The organism is Collinsella aerofaciens (genome assembly GCF_019131995.1).
Taxonomy (GTDB): domain Bacteria; phylum Actinomycetota; class Coriobacteriia; order Coriobacteriales; family Coriobacteriaceae; genus Collinsella; species Collinsella aerofaciens_S.
In genome coordinates this window covers 13,318-28,519 of record NZ_JAHONA010000030.1, presented here as the reverse complement: position 1 = coordinate 28,519, position 15,202 = coordinate 13,318, and the positions used below count along the sequence as shown (strand labels likewise).

Genomic DNA, 15,202 nt, shown 5'->3' with positions numbered 1-15,202 from the left:
CGTAGCGGGTGGTTTAAAGCTGGCCGCTGCGCGGCCAGCAGACTAAAGTCTTGAATTAGTTCCGCCGTTCTACCGAACGGCGGACCCGCTGAAAGGCCCCGTCCCAAATTAGCTGCCCCACTCGCAACTTATCCCGCCGATGGAGTTGTTGCCGTTTCATTTGCCTGGGCCGTTTCGGCGTCGTCGCCTTGCTTGTCTTCGTCCTTTTGCGCATCGGCGATGGTGGAGGCCGCCGCAACGATACCACGCTGGGGCGCGACGCCCGTCTGGGTCTGAGCGCCCTCGACAACTTCTGTACCTGCATGCGCGAGCTCGGGCGATTTAAACACTGCGTCCAAGTTGGCGCCACCGCCGGCATAGCCAAGCGCAGCGAGTGCGATGACGATCACTGCAACGGCGGCCACGATCGGCACGTAGCGATGCCAGCCGGCGGGATTGAGCCCGCTGCGGCGAGCCGCCCCGCGGCTGATGTAGCCGAGCGTTCCGTCGTGCTTGAGCTTTGAGCCCACCACGCGTTTGCGGCCCCACAGCGAGGACTCTGCCTGCATTGCCAAGCGGGCGCTTGCCGAAGGATAGCCGTATTTAGTGCGCTTGAACGAGCCATCAAACCCCGAGGCGTGTTTGCCCCACGTCACCGATGTCGTGCGTCGGTTGACCGGCGCGGCACTCCGCCTTCTGCGGCTCGGTTTTGAAGTCTCAGCCATATGCCCTCGCACGCCGTAACCAAATCGAAACAATAACGCTTTGGACTGTAGCACACGCGTCGCGCGCGGTCACGGGCGCCTCGCTCAACGGTCATCGTCCTTCAGCAAGCGCCACAGCGTTGTACGGCTTATGCCCAGCACCTCCGCCGCACGGGTTCGGTTGCCGTGGAGATGGTCTACAACCAGATGCGCGATATCTCGCTCGGTATCGGCCAGCGGTCGCAGGATATACAGGTCACTTTCAAGCGTCGGGGCGCCAAAGGTTGCGGTCTTAATCACGTCCTCTTGGGCGAGCACTTCCTCCGCCACAGCGCGGTCCACCGTGCCCGTCCCCACCAATATATACAGTCGTTCCGAGACCTCGCGGAGCTGCAGATAGTTGCGCGGCCAGCGGTAAGCATCGAGCGTCTTCGTCGCCGCGGCAGACAGCGTGGGCGCTGCCGTCCCAAATGCATCAGCGAGATATTCCAAATAGCGCGCGACCTTCGTCGACGCGGCTCCCTGCTCGGCGATTGCCGGCGCGACGCTCACCGCACAGGCGAAGCGCTCGGTCACAAAGGCGGCTTGATCACTTTCGCCGCCGCCCGGCATGTCATTCGCCGTCAGCACCACATGGCAGCGCGTCGCCAACGCGGTGTCGGTCATCGTGGAGACCAGCTCGCGGAGGCGCTGGGGGCCAACCGCGTTCCAGCCCTCAATGCAAAGGGTCAGCCCCATTTGGAACAACGGCGATTCGGCGCTTTTGAGCACATGGCGCCAACCGCGCTCGGTGAGTTCATCAAGCGCAAGGGAAACAAAGGGCTGATCGGCAAAAGGACCGTCCAGATAGAGGCGCTTGGCGATCTCGACCTGACCCGCTCCCAGCTCGCCCTCGAACATAAGGGGCACGCCGCGCGCATAGCTCTCGGCAACCGGCGCAGCCACCGAGGCCGCCCCCTCAACGATGCCGTACGCGCTCGATTCGTAGCGGGCCTCAACCTCGTCGGCGTTGAGCCACTCGATGCCCGCATGCGCCGCGGCGCCGCGCACCTCGCGGACCACGACGACCCAAAGGCCCCCGCCCTCTTTGTCGGTGGGGCGAACGGTCAGGCTCAGGCGCGTACCCGCACGCCCCATAACCAGACGCGCGCCGTCTCCTATACGGTCGAGGCGCTCAGCGACAAAAGCCGCCACATCCCGCTCGAGCGCCGCGTCATTCATGGTCGAGATCGCGACGTCCCCACGCGCATCGATCGCCAATGCCGAGGCCCCGGCAGCAGCCAGGGCCTCGGTCAAGATGTTCAGCTTGGCATCGCTATCCATGATTTGCCCCTGTCCGCGGCGACATGCAACCGCCGACGGTCGCACGACCGAGTGTTTCAAAATTGAACGATATTGCTCACCAAACACTATAGGGCAGAAAGCGCCGTCCTGCGAGTATAGGTGTTGCCCCGCATCGCCATCCTGGCAGGGCGATAAGAGCTCTTCGGGACCTATCAACCTGCGGACAAGCCATACCCGCAAGAGCTCCTATCGCTCCACCGTGAGCATGCGCTCACCAGCACGCAGCACGCAAACAAGCTACTTCTCTACCAGATTCCCAGTACGTGTTGCATTCCCAAACTCATGCACGCAATGCCAATCCAGCAGCAAAAGCCCAGCGCGATGGGCTTGCCGCCCTTTTTGACCAGCTCGACGATATCGGTATTAAAACCAATAGCCGCCATGGCCATCACAATAAAGAACTTCGACAGCTCCTTGATGGGCGCCGTAATGGATGCAGGAAGCTGAAGCACCGTAGTGATCACGCTCGCCAGCACAAAGAACAGCACAAACATGGGAAACGCGCGTTTAAGGGAGAACGTGCTTTTGGCGTCGCCGCCGGCTTTGCGCGCCAGATGCATCTGCCAGCATGCGAGGACCAACGTGATGGGGATAATGGCCAGCGTCCTGGTGAGCTTGACCACCGTGGCGCTCTCGAGCACATTGGCGCCGGGATGCATGCTGTCCCAGGCACTCGCCGCAGCCGTTACGGACGAGGTGTCGTTGATGGCGGTGCCGGCAAACAGGCCAAAGCCCTCGTTGGTCAGCCCGAGCATGCCGCCGAGCGTCGGAAACACGAGCGCCGCGATAACGTTAAACAGGAAGATGACCGAAATGGCCTGAGCAATCTCGCGATCGTCGGCATCGATGACGGGTGCGGTCGCGGCGATGGCAGAACCGCCGCAAATCGACGAACCCACACCCACAAGCGTCGCGATCTTGCCCGGCACGTTCATGACGCGGCAGAGCACAAAGGCGATGACAAGCGAGGTCGAGATTGTCGCCACGATAATCGGCAGCGACTGGGCGCCCTTGGACAGAATCTGGGAGAGGTTCATGCCAAAGCCAAGCAGGATAACCGCATACTGCAAAACTTTTTTGGACGTATAGGTAACGCCGGCGGCGAGCGGTTCGCGACGATTCTTGGGAAAGACGAGCGCCAGGACCATGCCAAAAAGGATGGCAAATACCGGCCCGCCGACCACCTCAATCTGTTTGCCGAGCAACGTCGCGGGGATAGCGATGATCAAGCAGAACAAGACGCCTTTCCAGCGCTCGCGTACGATATTTGCCAGTTGCATATGGGATTCCTTCTTTCTATTTCACGTTTGCGACGGCTTATGATACGGCAACATTGAGCGCAGCCTTGCGCAAACACAGACTAAGATGCCGCAATAGTTCTCAGGCAACAGCCGAATTACCCACCGCGGAGAGCTGATTCGCGGCATAATTAACAACTGACATATGAGTTTGATAGAACAGTTGCGAGGCGCTATGGAAGAATCGATGCACGTCGGCGAGCAGGAAACGAGCCTACAGGACCAGTCCTACCACACCATTCGACGCAAAATCGTCTACCTGGACTACAAGCCGGGCGAAAAGCTGGGCGTCAAGCAACTTTGCGATGACCTGGATATGGGTCGCACGCCCGTGCGCGAAGCTTTGGTTCGCTTGGCGCAGGAAGGCCTGGTGCGCACCGTGCCCCAGAGTGGCACCTACGTCTCACCCATCAACCTCACCCTTGCCGAGAGTGCCTGTTACATCCGCGAGCATCTGGAAAAGCAGGTGATCGTGGAGTGCTGTGCGCGCGCCACCTCAGCAGGCATCGAGCAGCTCGATCGCGCCATCGCGCTGCAGGAAAAGGCCATGGCCGACGAGGATCGCATCGGCTTCTTTTTGAGCGATAACCTCATGCATCACATGATTTTTAGTATCGCATGTCGCAGCACCGTGTGGTCGTGGCTCGAAGAGACCAATGCCGACCTGGAGCGCTTCCGCTGGCTGCGCGCTGCCACGCAGGTTCTCGACAATCAGGACATCGTGAACGAGCACAAGCAGATTCGCCGCGCTATCGCCGGTCGCGACCCCATCGAAGCGAGCTTTTTGGTCAGCAAGCACCTGCATATGATGTTCCGCAACCAGACCGAGGTTCTGGACCAGTTCCCCGAGTACTTCGAGACCAGCAAGCTCCGCTAACCTGCCAAAAAGGGACAGGTTCATCTTGGCAGGTTTTATCTGGGCAAATGCAGTCAAGGCCCGGCTCCGTCTTGATGCGGAGCCGGGCCTTAGTCGCTAGAACGGCGGAACCAACTACTCTACCGTGACGCTCTTGGCGAGGTTGCGGGGCTGGTCAACGTCGCAACCTCGCAGGATGGCTACCTCGCGGGCGAGCAGCTGCAGCGGGACGCTCGCCGTGATGGGGCTGAACACGTCGCGGACTGCTGGCACGCGGATAATGCAGTCGGCGATCTTGTTGATCTCCTCGTCGCCCTCGGTGGCAACGACGATGACCTTGGCGCCGCGCGCCTTGCACTCCATAAGGTTCGACACGGTCTTGTCGTAGGTGGCACTCTTGGTGGCCACAGCGATGACAGGGAAGCCCGGGTCGATCAGGGCAATGGGGCCGTGCTTCATCTCGCCGGCGGCGTAGGCCTCGGCGTGCAGGTAGCTGACCTCTTTGAGCTTGAGCGCGCCTTCGTAGGAAATAGCGGCACCCATGCCACGGCCCACGAACAGCGCCGACTGCGCGTCCTTGCACAGCAGGGCGGCCTCATGCACGGCCTCGGTTTGGGTATCCAAAATCCACTGGATCTGCTCGGCCGTATCGGAAAGCTCGCGGAACAGCATGCGCGCCTGCTTGGTGTTCAAGCGGTACTTGACCTGCGCCAGCAGCAGGGCCAAAAGCGTAAGGCTCACGACCTGGCCGATGAAGCTCTTGGTCGAGGCGACCGCGATCTCCTTGTTGGCCTTGGTGTAGATGACGCCGTCGCTCTCACGCGCCACGGGGCTGCCCACCACGTTGGTGATGCCGAAGACCTTGGCACCCTTGATGCGCGCGTCGCGAATGGCAGCAAGGGTATCGGCCGTCTCGCCCGACTGGGACACGGCAACGACAAGCGTCGTCGGCGTAATGATGGGATTGCGATAACGGAACTCGCTGGCCGCCTCAACCTCAGTGGGGATGCGAGCCCAGCCCTCAATGAGATTCTTGGCGATTAGGCCGGCGTGATAGCTGGTGCCGCAGGCGATTACGTAGACGCGGTCGATGTCGTTGAGCTCCTCGAGCGAAAGGCCCAGCTCGTCGATGTCGAGCTCGCCGGCCGGCGTCATACGACCGACCAGCGTGTCGCGCACGACACGCGGCTGCTCGTGGATTTCCTTGAGCATAAAGTCGGGATAACCGCCCCTTTCTGCCATGTCCAGGTCCCAGTCGATGTGGGTGACCTTGGGCTCGATAACGTTGCCGGCCTCGTCGGTGTACTCGACGCCTGCGGGCGTGAGCTTGGCAAACTGACCGTCCTCGAGCACCACGACATCGCGGGTGGCGTCGATGAGCGCGATGACGTCGGAGGCGACATAGGCGCCGGTCTCGCCCGCGCCGACCACGATCGGGGAATCCTTGCGAGCCACGGCGATCACGCCGGGCTCGTCAGCGCACACGGCGGCCAGACCATAGGCACCGACCACGTGGGTGCAAGCCTCGCGCACGGAGGCCATCAGGTCGTGCGTCTCGGCATAAGCCTCTTCGATCAGATGCGCGAAGACCTCGGTATCGGTCTCGCTCTTAAAGTGGTGGCCGCGGTCCTCCAGCTCTTCGCGCAGCTCGGCGAAGTTCTCGATGATGCCGTTGTGGACGATGGCGATACGACCGTCGCAGCTGGTGTGGGGGTGAGCGTTAACGACGGAGGGCTTGCCGTGGGTGGCCCAACGGGTGTGGCCGATACCGCAGGTAGCGTCGCTGTCAATGTTGGAAAGCTCGCTCTCCAGGCCCGCGACCTTGCCCACGCGGCGGATGACGTCGAGGTGCGCCGCGGCGCCCTCGCCCACCTCGAGCGCGACGCCCGAGGAGTCATAGCCGCGATACTCCATACGCTTGAGGCCCGTGACCAGGATGTTCTTTGCAATATCAGAGCCGGTGTAGCCGACGATTCCGCACATAAGATAAATCCCTTCGTTCGCGTGACTGCAAGACGTCCACGCACAGGGGGCGCTGAGACGTACAACGTTCGAGTATTGTACTCACGCAAACGCAAGCTGATATACCAGAAGTGGTATCTCAACTTAGATACCACCCGATGCACACACGTCCAGCCGGTCCAAACCACCACAAAGGTACCTGTCCCCTTCGTGGCAGTCGCGCTGGCAACGGCGTTTCCCCAGATAAAACCTGCCAAAATAAACCTGTCCCTTTTTGGAAGGTTTGGGATGCTACAATCTGGCTTGTACTTGAAACGCATCAAAGGGGCCGCTATGGCAAAGGTAAAAATCAGCGACGTCGCCCGCGAGGCCGGGGTTTCGCTGGGCACGGTTTCCAACGCGCTCAACCACCCCGAAAAGCTGCGCCCCGAGACCCTCAAGCTCATCAACGAGACCATCAATCGCCTTGGCTACCTGCCCAACCAAAGCGCTCGTCAGCTCGCGGGCGGCGCCACCAAGTCCTTTGGCCTGGTGCTCCCCCGTCTCGATCACGGCTTTTCGCTCCAAATCGCCAGCGGCGCCCACAACGAGGCTCGCAAGCACGGCTATGACTTGCTCATCGCCAACGCCGATAACGACGATATTCTCCAGGACCATTACCTGCGCTACTTTATGGGCACCCAGATGTCCGGCGTCATGGTTCAGCCCATGGCATCCCCTGACTGGCACCCCGCCATGGCCAAGATGCCCGTGCCGATCGTCCATCTGGACATCCATTGCTCCGAGCCCGGCTACTACGTAGCGGCCGACAACGAGGCCCAGGGTCGCATCATTGCCGAACTTGCCATCGCCCGCGGTGCACGCCATATCACCGTTGTGGGTAGAGCAGCATTTATGCAACTCACCCTGCGCGTCCTTGGCATTCATAAGGCGCTCGCCCTGCACCCCGATATCAAGATCGAAGTCATCGACGCCGGCGAATGGAATACCGCCGCCGACGGCTATGGTATCGGCAACCAAATCGCCGATCGTCCCGCCGACGAACGCCCCGATTTTGTCGTCGGCCTGACCGACGTGTTGGCCTCGGGCGTTATCTCGGCGCTGGTCGACAAAGGCATCGCCGTCCCCGGGCAAGTACGCGTAGCAGGTTGCGATGGCAACCCACTCGCTTGGAGCGGATCGGTCCCGCTCACTACGGTAGCGCCCCCGGGCTACGAGATTGGCCGCAAGGGCGTTCAATTGCTCATGGAGCAAATTGAGAACAAGGCCCCGGCAAAGACCAAGCACGTCCACATCGGCTCTGCGGCGCGCACCGTCACCGCGGTCACGGCCATCGAGGACATCAACCGCCAAGAACTCGTGCGACCGTTCCTGCTGGAACGCGCCAGCACCCAGGCAAGCAGCCAGACCGACGCCACGGCCATCAACCTCGGTGCGTATCTATAGCACGCCCGCAAGTATGCTAAGTCGCCGCTCAAGCAAAAGGGGCCCGACCATTGCCGGACCCCTTTTGCTTGAGCGCAAACGTGGGCAATTGCTCGTTTCAACACCGCAATTGTCTAGCGCACGGCCTTGACCGCCGCCGCCAGATCGAACAACGTATCGAGCACGGCCTCGCAGCCATCCACCACGTCCTGCGGCAGTGGCACGATATCGGGGACGGCGAAGACATGGCATCCGGCCGTGATGCCCGAGACGCAGCCGTTGCGCGAATCCTCGACCACAGCACATTCCTCGGGGGCAAAGCCCGCGCGCTCGCAGGCGAGCAGATACATCTCGGGGTCGGGCTTGCCGTGCACAACGTCCTCGCCGCAGGTCACCGTTTCAAACTTGTCAAAAAGACCGACCATCTTAAGGTTGCGCTCGGCCGCAACGAGGCGCGACGACGTCGCTAGACCCACGTGATAGCCCGCAGCCAGCAGCTCGTCTAGGCACTCGGCGGCGCCGGCCTTAAGCTCCAGGTCGGTCTTGACCATCTCGTCGCGAATCTCCTTGTGGCGACGATAGATCGCCTCGGTGGTTTCGTGGCTGCCATAATGCTTATCAAGGATGTGCATGACATCAGGTAGCGTGCGGCCGATAAACTGATGGATCAGCGCATCATCAATCGCGAGCCCCAGCTCGGCGGCGCCTGCCTTCCAGGCCTTGATGCCCAAACGCTCGGTATCGACCAGCGTTCCGTCCATGTCAAAAATAACAGCCTTGATCATATCGATCCCCCATCGACTCTCGCTGTCGCGTTGCTGCAACTCTACCGCATTTGGCAACTTGTATATAACGTATATGCCATATTGCACTTTCGTTACACAGATAGAAGTCTTATGGCAAGTAACGCATTAGGATTATAGTTTTCGATCGAGTACTCAACGATAAGGAACGTTTCATGATTTTAGACACCACGGCACCCGCAGAGGAGCTTCAAGACAAGCTATCGGCGCTCGAACAGCTGCTTTTGGCATACGGACGCGTCGCCATCGGCTTTTCCGGTGGTGTCGACAGCAGCTTTTTGGCCGCGGTCTGCGCCCGCATCATGCCTACCAATACCCTCCTCGTCCATCTCACCACGCCGCTCATCGGCACGCCCGAACAGACTTCGTTTGAGCAGTCCGTTGATGGGCAAGCTGATGAAGGGGCGCATTTTAAGCTCCCCGTGCTCAATCTTTCGGTCGATCAGCTGCAGCTCCCCCAGGTAGCCTGTAACGATGCCAATCGCTGCTACCACTGCAAGCACGCCGGCTTTACCGCCATCGTCAACCACGCCAAGTCGCTCGGCTTTCCCACCGTCATCGATGGCAGCAATGCAAGTGATCGCGGCGACTACCGCCCTGGTATGCGCGCGGCAAAAGAGCTCGGCGTACGCTCCCCTCTCATGGAGGTCGGCTTTACCAAGGACGAAGAGCGCGAGCTGCTGCGCGCATGGGGCTATCCCGTTTGGAACCTGCCGGCGGGAGCATGTCTTGCCACGCGCGTTCCCACGGGCGAGGAGCTTACGCGCGAGAAGGTCTCCCTGATTCGCGCCTGCGAGGATTACCTGCACGATCTTGATCTGGCACAGGTACGCGCGCGCTTGGTCGGCGGCTGCATGCATATCGAGGCCGCACCCGCAGATGTCGCCAAGATTGCCACCCTCGGCGGTGCCGCCGTCGACGACAAGGGCAAGACCCCGCTGCCCGCCGTTATCGAGTCCGCGCTGCGCGAGCTGGGCTGCGACCATATCTCCCCCGAGGTCACCCCCTACATTCACGGCAACATGAACCTTTAGGTTACGCCGTTTTACAAACGGCGTAACTGCTCGACGCTGCGCGGGCCCCGGGCACGGCAATCTGACGTTCAACTTCACGGGCGCGACCAAAAGGTCAGCGCCCGCTTGTTTCACGTCACCTTACCGCACCCGGAGCCCGCTCGCTCGCATATGCTCAACCTGCACTGCGTTAACTGACCTGCCAATAAGGGACAGGTTTATTTTGGCAGGTTTTATCTGGGGAAATATCGCGAGGCAGTCGCCCCCTAGCACCCATCTCACTTCGAGAGACACAAGAGGGGCGACTCGGCTGCATCTACTTCTTCCGATAGCGGCGGTTGCGGCTCGTCGACGAACCCATTACTTCGATGAGTCCTTTATCCGCCATTTTTGGCAGATGGTAGCGGACGGACGAAATTTTGACCCCCGATGCAACCGCTATTTCTCGCGCCGTCATATCCACTTCGGCGCTGAGAGCCTCCAGAATCCTATCCGCTGTCGAAGCTGACGATTCTCTGCTCATATCGATAATCTCAAACGTGTCTTTGCCACATTTTGACAGGACATGTTTATCGACAAGATTCCCGCAGATCAGGCGAATGTCATCCGAATCCCACTTCAGGGCCTCTCGTATTTTTTGAACATCGCATACGCACCCATGCTCCCGCATAAACATGAGCAATGTTTCCTCGCGATCCGTCAGCTCGGTGCCCACATGGCTCTGAATCCACGTGCGGTTTTCAGCAAGCTCCGCCCCGTGCCGGGAAAGCAGCACCGTAAACGAATCGGCCTTAACGATAAATTTCGGCCTTCCAAGTGAACGAGACTCCATCTCGCGAATCATAGCCGGGATACCAGATCCCTGGCTTTCTGCAACGGCCCCCTCGGCATGCTCTAACGGCGTCGCCCCCATTAGGCTCATGAGCTTTGGGTTTCGGCAGCGCGATTCCCCGTCTGCAAGATTGTCCACCGTCTTTCCGCCCCAAAGCCCACCGGGGTTTTTGATCTCTATTCTGTCTGGATAGATATCGACACTCACGGCCTGCCCCACAAACATGGGCGAATATTCTCGATGGATGCAGGCATTTGCCAAGGCCTCGCGCAAAACCTCCTGGGGAACTTCCCAATCCTCCCTTCTGCCAGCGCCTTGCACTATCGTCGCTTTGCGCAAGTTTCGTCCAATCGCGGCAAGGGCATCTTCGATGCAAGCCGGAATCGGGCCATCGCACAACTGGCGGTCAATAAACCGGGGTTGCCCGGGTGCAGATTTTTCCACATCGGAATGAACGGCGATATCGATCATCAGTTTGGGATAGAACTGCTGGGGGTAAATTCCCGCCGACAGAAGCCCCGCGAGCTTCACGGCACCATCCTTTGTAGTGATATTGAGTCTGACCAGCTGCTTTTCCAGCGTATCGGCCCCGCGCAAAACGCGCGGGGTCTGCAGCCGGCGATTTGCGATAATAGACCGCACGACATCTGGATCCAAATCCTCGACCGTTGCCTCCGAAACCACCGTGCCGTCTGCATCGCTCGGAAGCAACGCACTCTGCAGCTCATATAGCTCAGCGGGTGACATCTTGATATCTTTATCATCCACGCGCTTGTAGCTACCGTTCTGCACGCCGCGCGCGCCGATATAGCAAGGCTTCGCTTTAAGTTCAAGTTCAAAGATGCGCACCAGAAGCACCTGGAGCCCGTCGACCTCGCCTCGATCAAGCTCGTACCGCGGCGCATGGGCCACCACTGCCGCTGAGCCTCCGTCTCCGATACCCGAAACAAACTGATCGCGCACCCTATCGATAGCAAAGTTAGCCGAAGGAACAAATCCTTCGGCCTCGTTCAGGCCCAAAATAATGAGCCCACCCGCAGTGTTCGCAAAAGCGCTCACTGTCTCCCATACGTCTGCGCTCAATTTATTCGTGCAGGCTTTAACTTCTACCGATGCGTCATCAGTCCCCCGCCTGCGAAGGCGCTCAACAATAAGGCCAAGAGGTTCATCCAGCAGCATTGGCATTCCGTCTCTCTAAAACGATAGATTTATCTCTCTAAAGTATAGTATATCTCTCTAACTTTAGAGAGATAAGCACCTTATTTTAGAGAGACATTTAGAGAGATGTATCGAATTCACTGTTAGATAGCCCAATGTTATCTCTTTAACTGGCTTTCTCTTTAGAGAGACAATTAGAGAGACGAGCGCGACCTCTCTAATCAAGGGCACCACTCTTTAAGGTGCACACTCCCTAACCGTGCCCTAAGTTGCGGTGAAATAGTCCCCCGATTAACCTGCCAAAAAGGGACAGGTTTATTTTGGCAGGTTTTATCTGGGGAAACGCTGAATAGCCCCACATTCACAACCGCCGCAGCTCCATATGAGGCAAATGAATCCGTAGCATTTATCCCAAATCTTAAGTATTTGTTCGACAGAACGGCCCCTGCTGGCTCCTGCTAGACTGGTAGACTCCCAACCGTCCATCCAGGAGCCTCCATGTCGCGCAAGTCCGCCTACAAGCAAGTACTTTCCATCGGCACCGCCGTGGTGCTCGGGTTTGCGCTGTTTACGGGATCGCTCGACGGAGCGCCCAAGTTACTGTCGCCGCAAAGCGATGAGCAAGCGGCGGCTCTGGCCGAAAAACAAAACGAGAGCCCCAGCCGCACCGACGACGAGGCAGACCTGGTTGCCCGGCTCGAATCGGGAACGGCGAGCTCCCCGGACCCTCAAAACGGCCAGGACTCTGGTGATGGCTCCGATTCCGCCGCAACCGACACCGATGACGACGTTTCCGCGGACAGTGCCGCCACCCCCATCGACGAGGTCGAAAACCCCGACCTCAACCGCGCCCGCGGTGTTTATCTCAGCAGCATTCCCGACTACGCCGGCAACCCCTACGTTGCTCTTCGCGCCGACAGCACGCACCCGCTCGGCACACCATCATTCACGCTCGATGAATACGAGCGCGCTGCAGAAGAGGGCTGCTTTAAGAAGTTCTCCAAGCTCGACAGCCTGGGCCGCACCCGCAAAGCGCTCGCCTGCGTGGGCCCCGAATCACTCGGTCAAGGCGAGCGCGGCGATATCTCGCGTATCCATCCCGCTGGATGGCGCCAGCAGCGCTACGACTTTATTCCGGGCCAGAGCCTCTACAACCGCTGCCACCTTATCGCCTGGTCGCTCTGCGGCGAAAACGCCAACCGCAAAAATCTCCTCACCGGCACGCGCTATCTCAACGAAACGGGCATGCTGCCGTTTGAGGAGCAGATTCTCAACTATATTCGCGATACGGGCAACCATGTGCTCTACCGCGTCACGCCCATGTATAACGAAGAGGAACTTGTCTGCCGTGGCGTGCGCCTTGAGGCGCAATCGGTCGAGGACCACGGCAAGACCCTCTGCTTCCACGTATATTGCTACAACCTGCAGCCGCACGTGCAGATCGACTACGCCACCGGTCGCAACCAGGCATCCGGAGACTAGTGCCGACCGCGCCACCCGTAACCCAAAGATGATCTGTTTTCCTCCGTCCCCCAGGGATCAAAAAGGGCCGCCCTGGGTTACCCAGAGCGGCCCTTGCATCGGCATATATGTTGCAGGCAACGCCACACGCTACTTGGCGCGGCCCTCCTCATAGCGCTCGACCAGCTTGGCCTGAACGTCATAGGGAACCTGCTCGTAGCCAGCGGGCTTCATGGTAAAGTCGCCCGTGCCGCGCGTGATAGAGCGTAGGCGCGTCGAATAATCCGTCAGCTCTGCCAGCGGCGCCTGAGCAATGACCACGGTATCGCCGCGCTCATCGGTCTCCATACCCGTCACGCGACCGCGCGAGGCCGAGATGTCGCCCATCACAGCGCCGGCGTAGCTCTCGGGGATAGTCACCGTGATTTCCTCGATGGGCTCCAGCACCACCGGGTCGGCATCGGCGCATGCCTTGCGCAGGCCGATGCGAGCCGCCGCACGGAACGCCATCTCGTTGGAGTCGACGCTGTGATACGAGCCGTCGTACACAGCCACGCGAATGCCCGTGAGCGGGTAGCCGGCAATGATGCCGTCCTTCATGGTCTCCTGGACACCCTTGTCCACGGCAGGGATCAACGAACGTGGAATACGGCCGCCTACGACCTCGTCCACAAACTCATAGCCATCGCTCGTGCCGTCGGGCCCAATGAGCGGCTCAACGCGCAGCCAGCAGTCGCCGTACTGACCGGCACCGCCTGTCTGCTTCTTGTGGCGGCCCTGGGCACTTGCCGTGCGGCGAATGGTCTCACGATACGGAATACGGATCGGCACGCTCTTGGCAGCGACCTTGGTGCGGTCCTCCAGACGGTTGAGCAGCACCGAAACCTGCGCCTCACCAACGGCGGAGATGATAGTCTGGCCCGTCTCCTCGTCACGATCGATGCTCATGGTCGGATCAGCCTTGCACGCCTTCTCGATAAACGTATAGAGCTTCTCTTCGTCGCCACGGTTCTCGGCCTCGATGGCAATGCGGTACTGCGAGTTGGGGAACTTAAACGCCGCCGCCTCGACCTTACCGGTAATGGAGAGTGTGTCACCCGTCTCTGCCGCCAACTTGGGCGCCACGATAATGTCGCCGGCATAGGCGTGACCGACCTCGGTCATGTCGCGGCCGCACATCACATACAGGTGAGCCAGACGATCGCTCTTGCGGGTACGCGCGTTGATCAGCTCAAGGCCCGGCTCAAGCGTGCCCGTCAGCACCTTGATAAAGCTGATGCGGCCCTGCTGCGGATCGGCCAGCGTCTTAAACACAAACGCCACCGGACGGTCATCGTCGCTCGAGATCTTAAGCGAATCACCATCGATGAGCGGCATCTCGCCGTAGTCCGTCGGCGCCGGGAAGTACGTGGCGATGTCGTCCATCAGCGAGTTGACGCCCTGCTCCTTAATGCAATCGCCCGCAAAGACCGGCACAAAGATGCGCTCGGCGATCGCCTTCGACAGCAGGCCTTCAAGCTCCTCCTGCGTCAGTGTCTCCTCGCCTTCCAAGTACTTCATCATCAGCTCGTCGTCAGCCTCGGCCACCAGCTCGCACAGATGGTCATGGGCCTCCTCGGCCTGGGCACGATACTCCTCGGGAATCTCCGACTCAACGGCTTCGGCGCCGTTGCAATGGCGCGCCTTCATGCGCACCAGGTCGATGATGCCATCAAAGTCCTCGCCCTCGCCCCAGGGAAGGGTCACGGCGCCCAGGCGCGTGCCAAAGCGCTCCTGCAGCAGGTCCATCGTGGTCGCAAAGCTGGCCTCGGAGCGCGACAGGCGGTTTACGAACACCGCACGCGCCAAGCGCAGGTCCTCGGCGGCATACCAGAGCTTAACCGTCGTAGGCTGCGGGCCGGCCTCGGCGTCGACCACAAACAGGGCCGTCTCGCAGACGCTCATCGCGGCAAAGGCGTCGCCGATAAAATCGGGGTAACACGGGGCATCGAGCACATTGATGCGCGCGCCCTTCCAGTCGATCGGTGCAATGGTCGTCGAGATGGAAAATGCACGCTTGACCTCTTCGGGGTCATAGTCGAGCGTGGGCTTGGTGCCGTCGTGGCCGCCCAGGCGGGCGGTCTTGCCAGAAAGGTGGAGCATGGCCTCGGCGAGTGAAGTCTTGCCCACCCCGCCTTGGCCTACGAGCACCACGTTCCTTACATTGCCGGTCTTGGGAGCACCCATGATGACCTCCTTGCAGGGCCGCGCGCATTGCGCGACGCCAACGGGGAGAGTTCGCGGTCGGTGCCATCCCGGGAGCAGCATGGTCGGCAGCCGAGCCGACTCACCCTCCAAATGTCCTATGCCACCACCCTACCCTCACGG

The 15,202-nt window shown here is 60.1% G+C and carries 11 protein-coding genes; 4 read left to right on the top strand and 7 right to left on the bottom strand.

Annotated elements, in window-relative coordinates; all coding sequences use genetic code 11:
• Positions 1–128: 128 nt before the first annotated feature.
• From KSY82_RS08680 to KSY82_RS08670, 3 genes are all read right to left on the bottom strand, one after another.
• Positions 129–704 (bottom strand): hypothetical protein, encoded by a 576-nt coding sequence (locus tag KSY82_RS08680; protein ID WP_148334224.1) that lies wholly within the window; start codon positions 702–704, stop codon positions 129–131.
• A gap of 84 nt (positions 705–788) precedes the next feature.
• The gene (locus KSY82_RS08675) at positions 789–2,006 is read right to left on the bottom strand and encodes a helix-turn-helix domain-containing protein (protein WP_217750913.1); all 1,218 of its coding nucleotides are present in this window, start codon (positions 2,004–2,006) and stop codon (positions 789–791) included.
• Between the two features lie 266 nt (positions 2,007–2,272).
• The gene (locus tag KSY82_RS08670) at positions 2,273–3,307 is read right to left on the bottom strand and encodes a YeiH family protein (RefSeq protein ID WP_217750914.1); all 1,035 of its coding nucleotides are present in this window, start codon (positions 3,305–3,307) and stop codon (positions 2,273–2,275) included.
• A 193-nt stretch (positions 3,308–3,500) separates the two neighbouring features.
• Here KSY82_RS08670 and KSY82_RS08665 point away from each other — a divergent pair, with 193 nt between their 5' ends.
• A complete protein-coding gene (locus tag KSY82_RS08665; protein WP_055310169.1) occupies positions 3,501–4,202 on the top strand; it encodes a GntR family transcriptional regulator in 702 nt (233 codons plus the stop codon).
• A gap of 114 nt (positions 4,203–4,316) precedes the next feature.
• Here the strand turns inward: KSY82_RS08665 and glmS are convergent, their stop codons facing one another.
• Positions 4,317–6,164 carry a glutamine--fructose-6-phosphate transaminase (isomerizing) gene (gene glmS, locus KSY82_RS08660; protein ID WP_217750915.1) on the bottom strand — a complete coding sequence of 616 codons (1,848 nt, stop codon included), beginning with the start codon at positions 6,162–6,164 and terminating at the stop codon, positions 4,317–4,319.
• A gap of 312 nt (positions 6,165–6,476) precedes the next feature.
• Here glmS and KSY82_RS08655 point away from each other — a divergent pair, with 312 nt between their 5' ends.
• A complete protein-coding gene (locus tag KSY82_RS08655) occupies positions 6,477–7,589 on the top strand; it encodes a LacI family DNA-binding transcriptional regulator (RefSeq protein ID WP_254881782.1) in 1,113 nt (370 codons plus the stop codon).
• Between the two features lie 113 nt (positions 7,590–7,702).
• Here KSY82_RS08655 and KSY82_RS08650 read toward each other — a convergent pair whose 3' ends face one another.
• The gene (locus tag KSY82_RS08650) at positions 7,703–8,353 is read right to left on the bottom strand and encodes an HAD family hydrolase (protein WP_217750917.1); all 651 of its coding nucleotides are present in this window, start codon (positions 8,351–8,353) and stop codon (positions 7,703–7,705) included.
• A 173-nt stretch (positions 8,354–8,526) separates the two neighbouring features.
• Between KSY82_RS08650 and larE the strand changes: the two genes are divergently transcribed.
• Positions 8,527–9,405: an ATP-dependent sacrificial sulfur transferase LarE gene (gene larE, locus KSY82_RS08645; RefSeq protein WP_217750918.1), complete on the top strand. Its 879-nt coding sequence runs from the start codon at positions 8,527–8,529 to the stop codon at positions 9,403–9,405.
• 295 nt (positions 9,406–9,700) lie between these two features.
• On the opposite strand, the gene KSY82_RS08640 is transcribed toward larE, so the two are convergent.
• Positions 9,701–11,395, bottom strand: a complete 1,695-nt coding sequence (locus KSY82_RS08640; protein WP_217750919.1) for an ATP-binding protein — start codon at positions 11,393–11,395, stop codon at positions 9,701–9,703.
• 477 nt (positions 11,396–11,872) lie between these two features.
• Here KSY82_RS08640 and KSY82_RS08635 point away from each other — a divergent pair, with 477 nt between their 5' ends.
• Positions 11,873–12,856 (top strand): DNA/RNA non-specific endonuclease, encoded by a 984-nt coding sequence (locus tag KSY82_RS08635; RefSeq protein WP_217750920.1) that lies wholly within the window; start codon positions 11,873–11,875, stop codon positions 12,854–12,856.
• A 129-nt stretch (positions 12,857–12,985) separates the two neighbouring features.
• On the opposite strand, the gene KSY82_RS08630 is transcribed toward KSY82_RS08635, so the two are convergent.
• Positions 12,986–15,061 (bottom strand): elongation factor G, encoded by a 2,076-nt coding sequence (locus KSY82_RS08630; protein ID WP_118267562.1) that lies wholly within the window; start codon positions 15,059–15,061, stop codon positions 12,986–12,988.
• Positions 15,062–15,202: the final 141 nt, after the last annotated feature.

What these genes read in the sequence shown, in the direction of transcription:
- KSY82_RS08670 (WP_217750914.1), bottom strand. Translation starts at nt 3,307, where the DNA reads ATGCAACTGGCAAATATCGTACGCGAGCGCTGGAAAGGCGTCTTGTTC.
- KSY82_RS08675 (WP_217750913.1), bottom strand. Translation starts at nt 2,006, where the DNA reads ATGGATAGCGATGCCAAGCTGAACATCTTGACCGAGGCCCTGGCTGCT.
- KSY82_RS08640 (WP_217750919.1), bottom strand. Translation starts at nt 11,395, where the DNA reads ATGCTGCTGGATGAACCTCTTGGCCTTATTGTTGAGCGCCTTCGCAGG.
- KSY82_RS08665 (WP_055310169.1), top strand. Translation starts at nt 3,501, where the DNA reads ATGGAAGAATCGATGCACGTCGGCGAGCAGGAAACGAGCCTACAGGAC.
- glmS (WP_217750915.1), bottom strand. Translation starts at nt 6,164, where the DNA reads ATGTGCGGAATCGTCGGCTACACCGGCTCTGATATTGCAAAGAACATC.
- KSY82_RS08680 (WP_148334224.1), bottom strand. Translation starts at nt 704, where the DNA reads ATGGCTGAGACTTCAAAACCGAGCCGCAGAAGGCGGAGTGCCGCGCCG.
- KSY82_RS08655 (WP_254881782.1), top strand. Translation starts at nt 6,477, where the DNA reads ATGGCAAAGGTAAAAATCAGCGACGTCGCCCGCGAGGCCGGGGTTTCG.
- KSY82_RS08650 (WP_217750917.1), bottom strand. Translation starts at nt 8,353, where the DNA reads ATGATCAAGGCTGTTATTTTTGACATGGACGGAACGCTGGTCGATACC.
- KSY82_RS08635 (WP_217750920.1), top strand. Translation starts at nt 11,873, where the DNA reads ATGTCGCGCAAGTCCGCCTACAAGCAAGTACTTTCCATCGGCACCGCC.
- KSY82_RS08630 (WP_118267562.1), bottom strand. Translation starts at nt 15,061, where the DNA reads ATGGGTGCTCCCAAGACCGGCAATGTAAGGAACGTGGTGCTCGTAGGC.
- larE (WP_217750918.1), top strand. Translation starts at nt 8,527, where the DNA reads ATGATTTTAGACACCACGGCACCCGCAGAGGAGCTTCAAGACAAGCTA.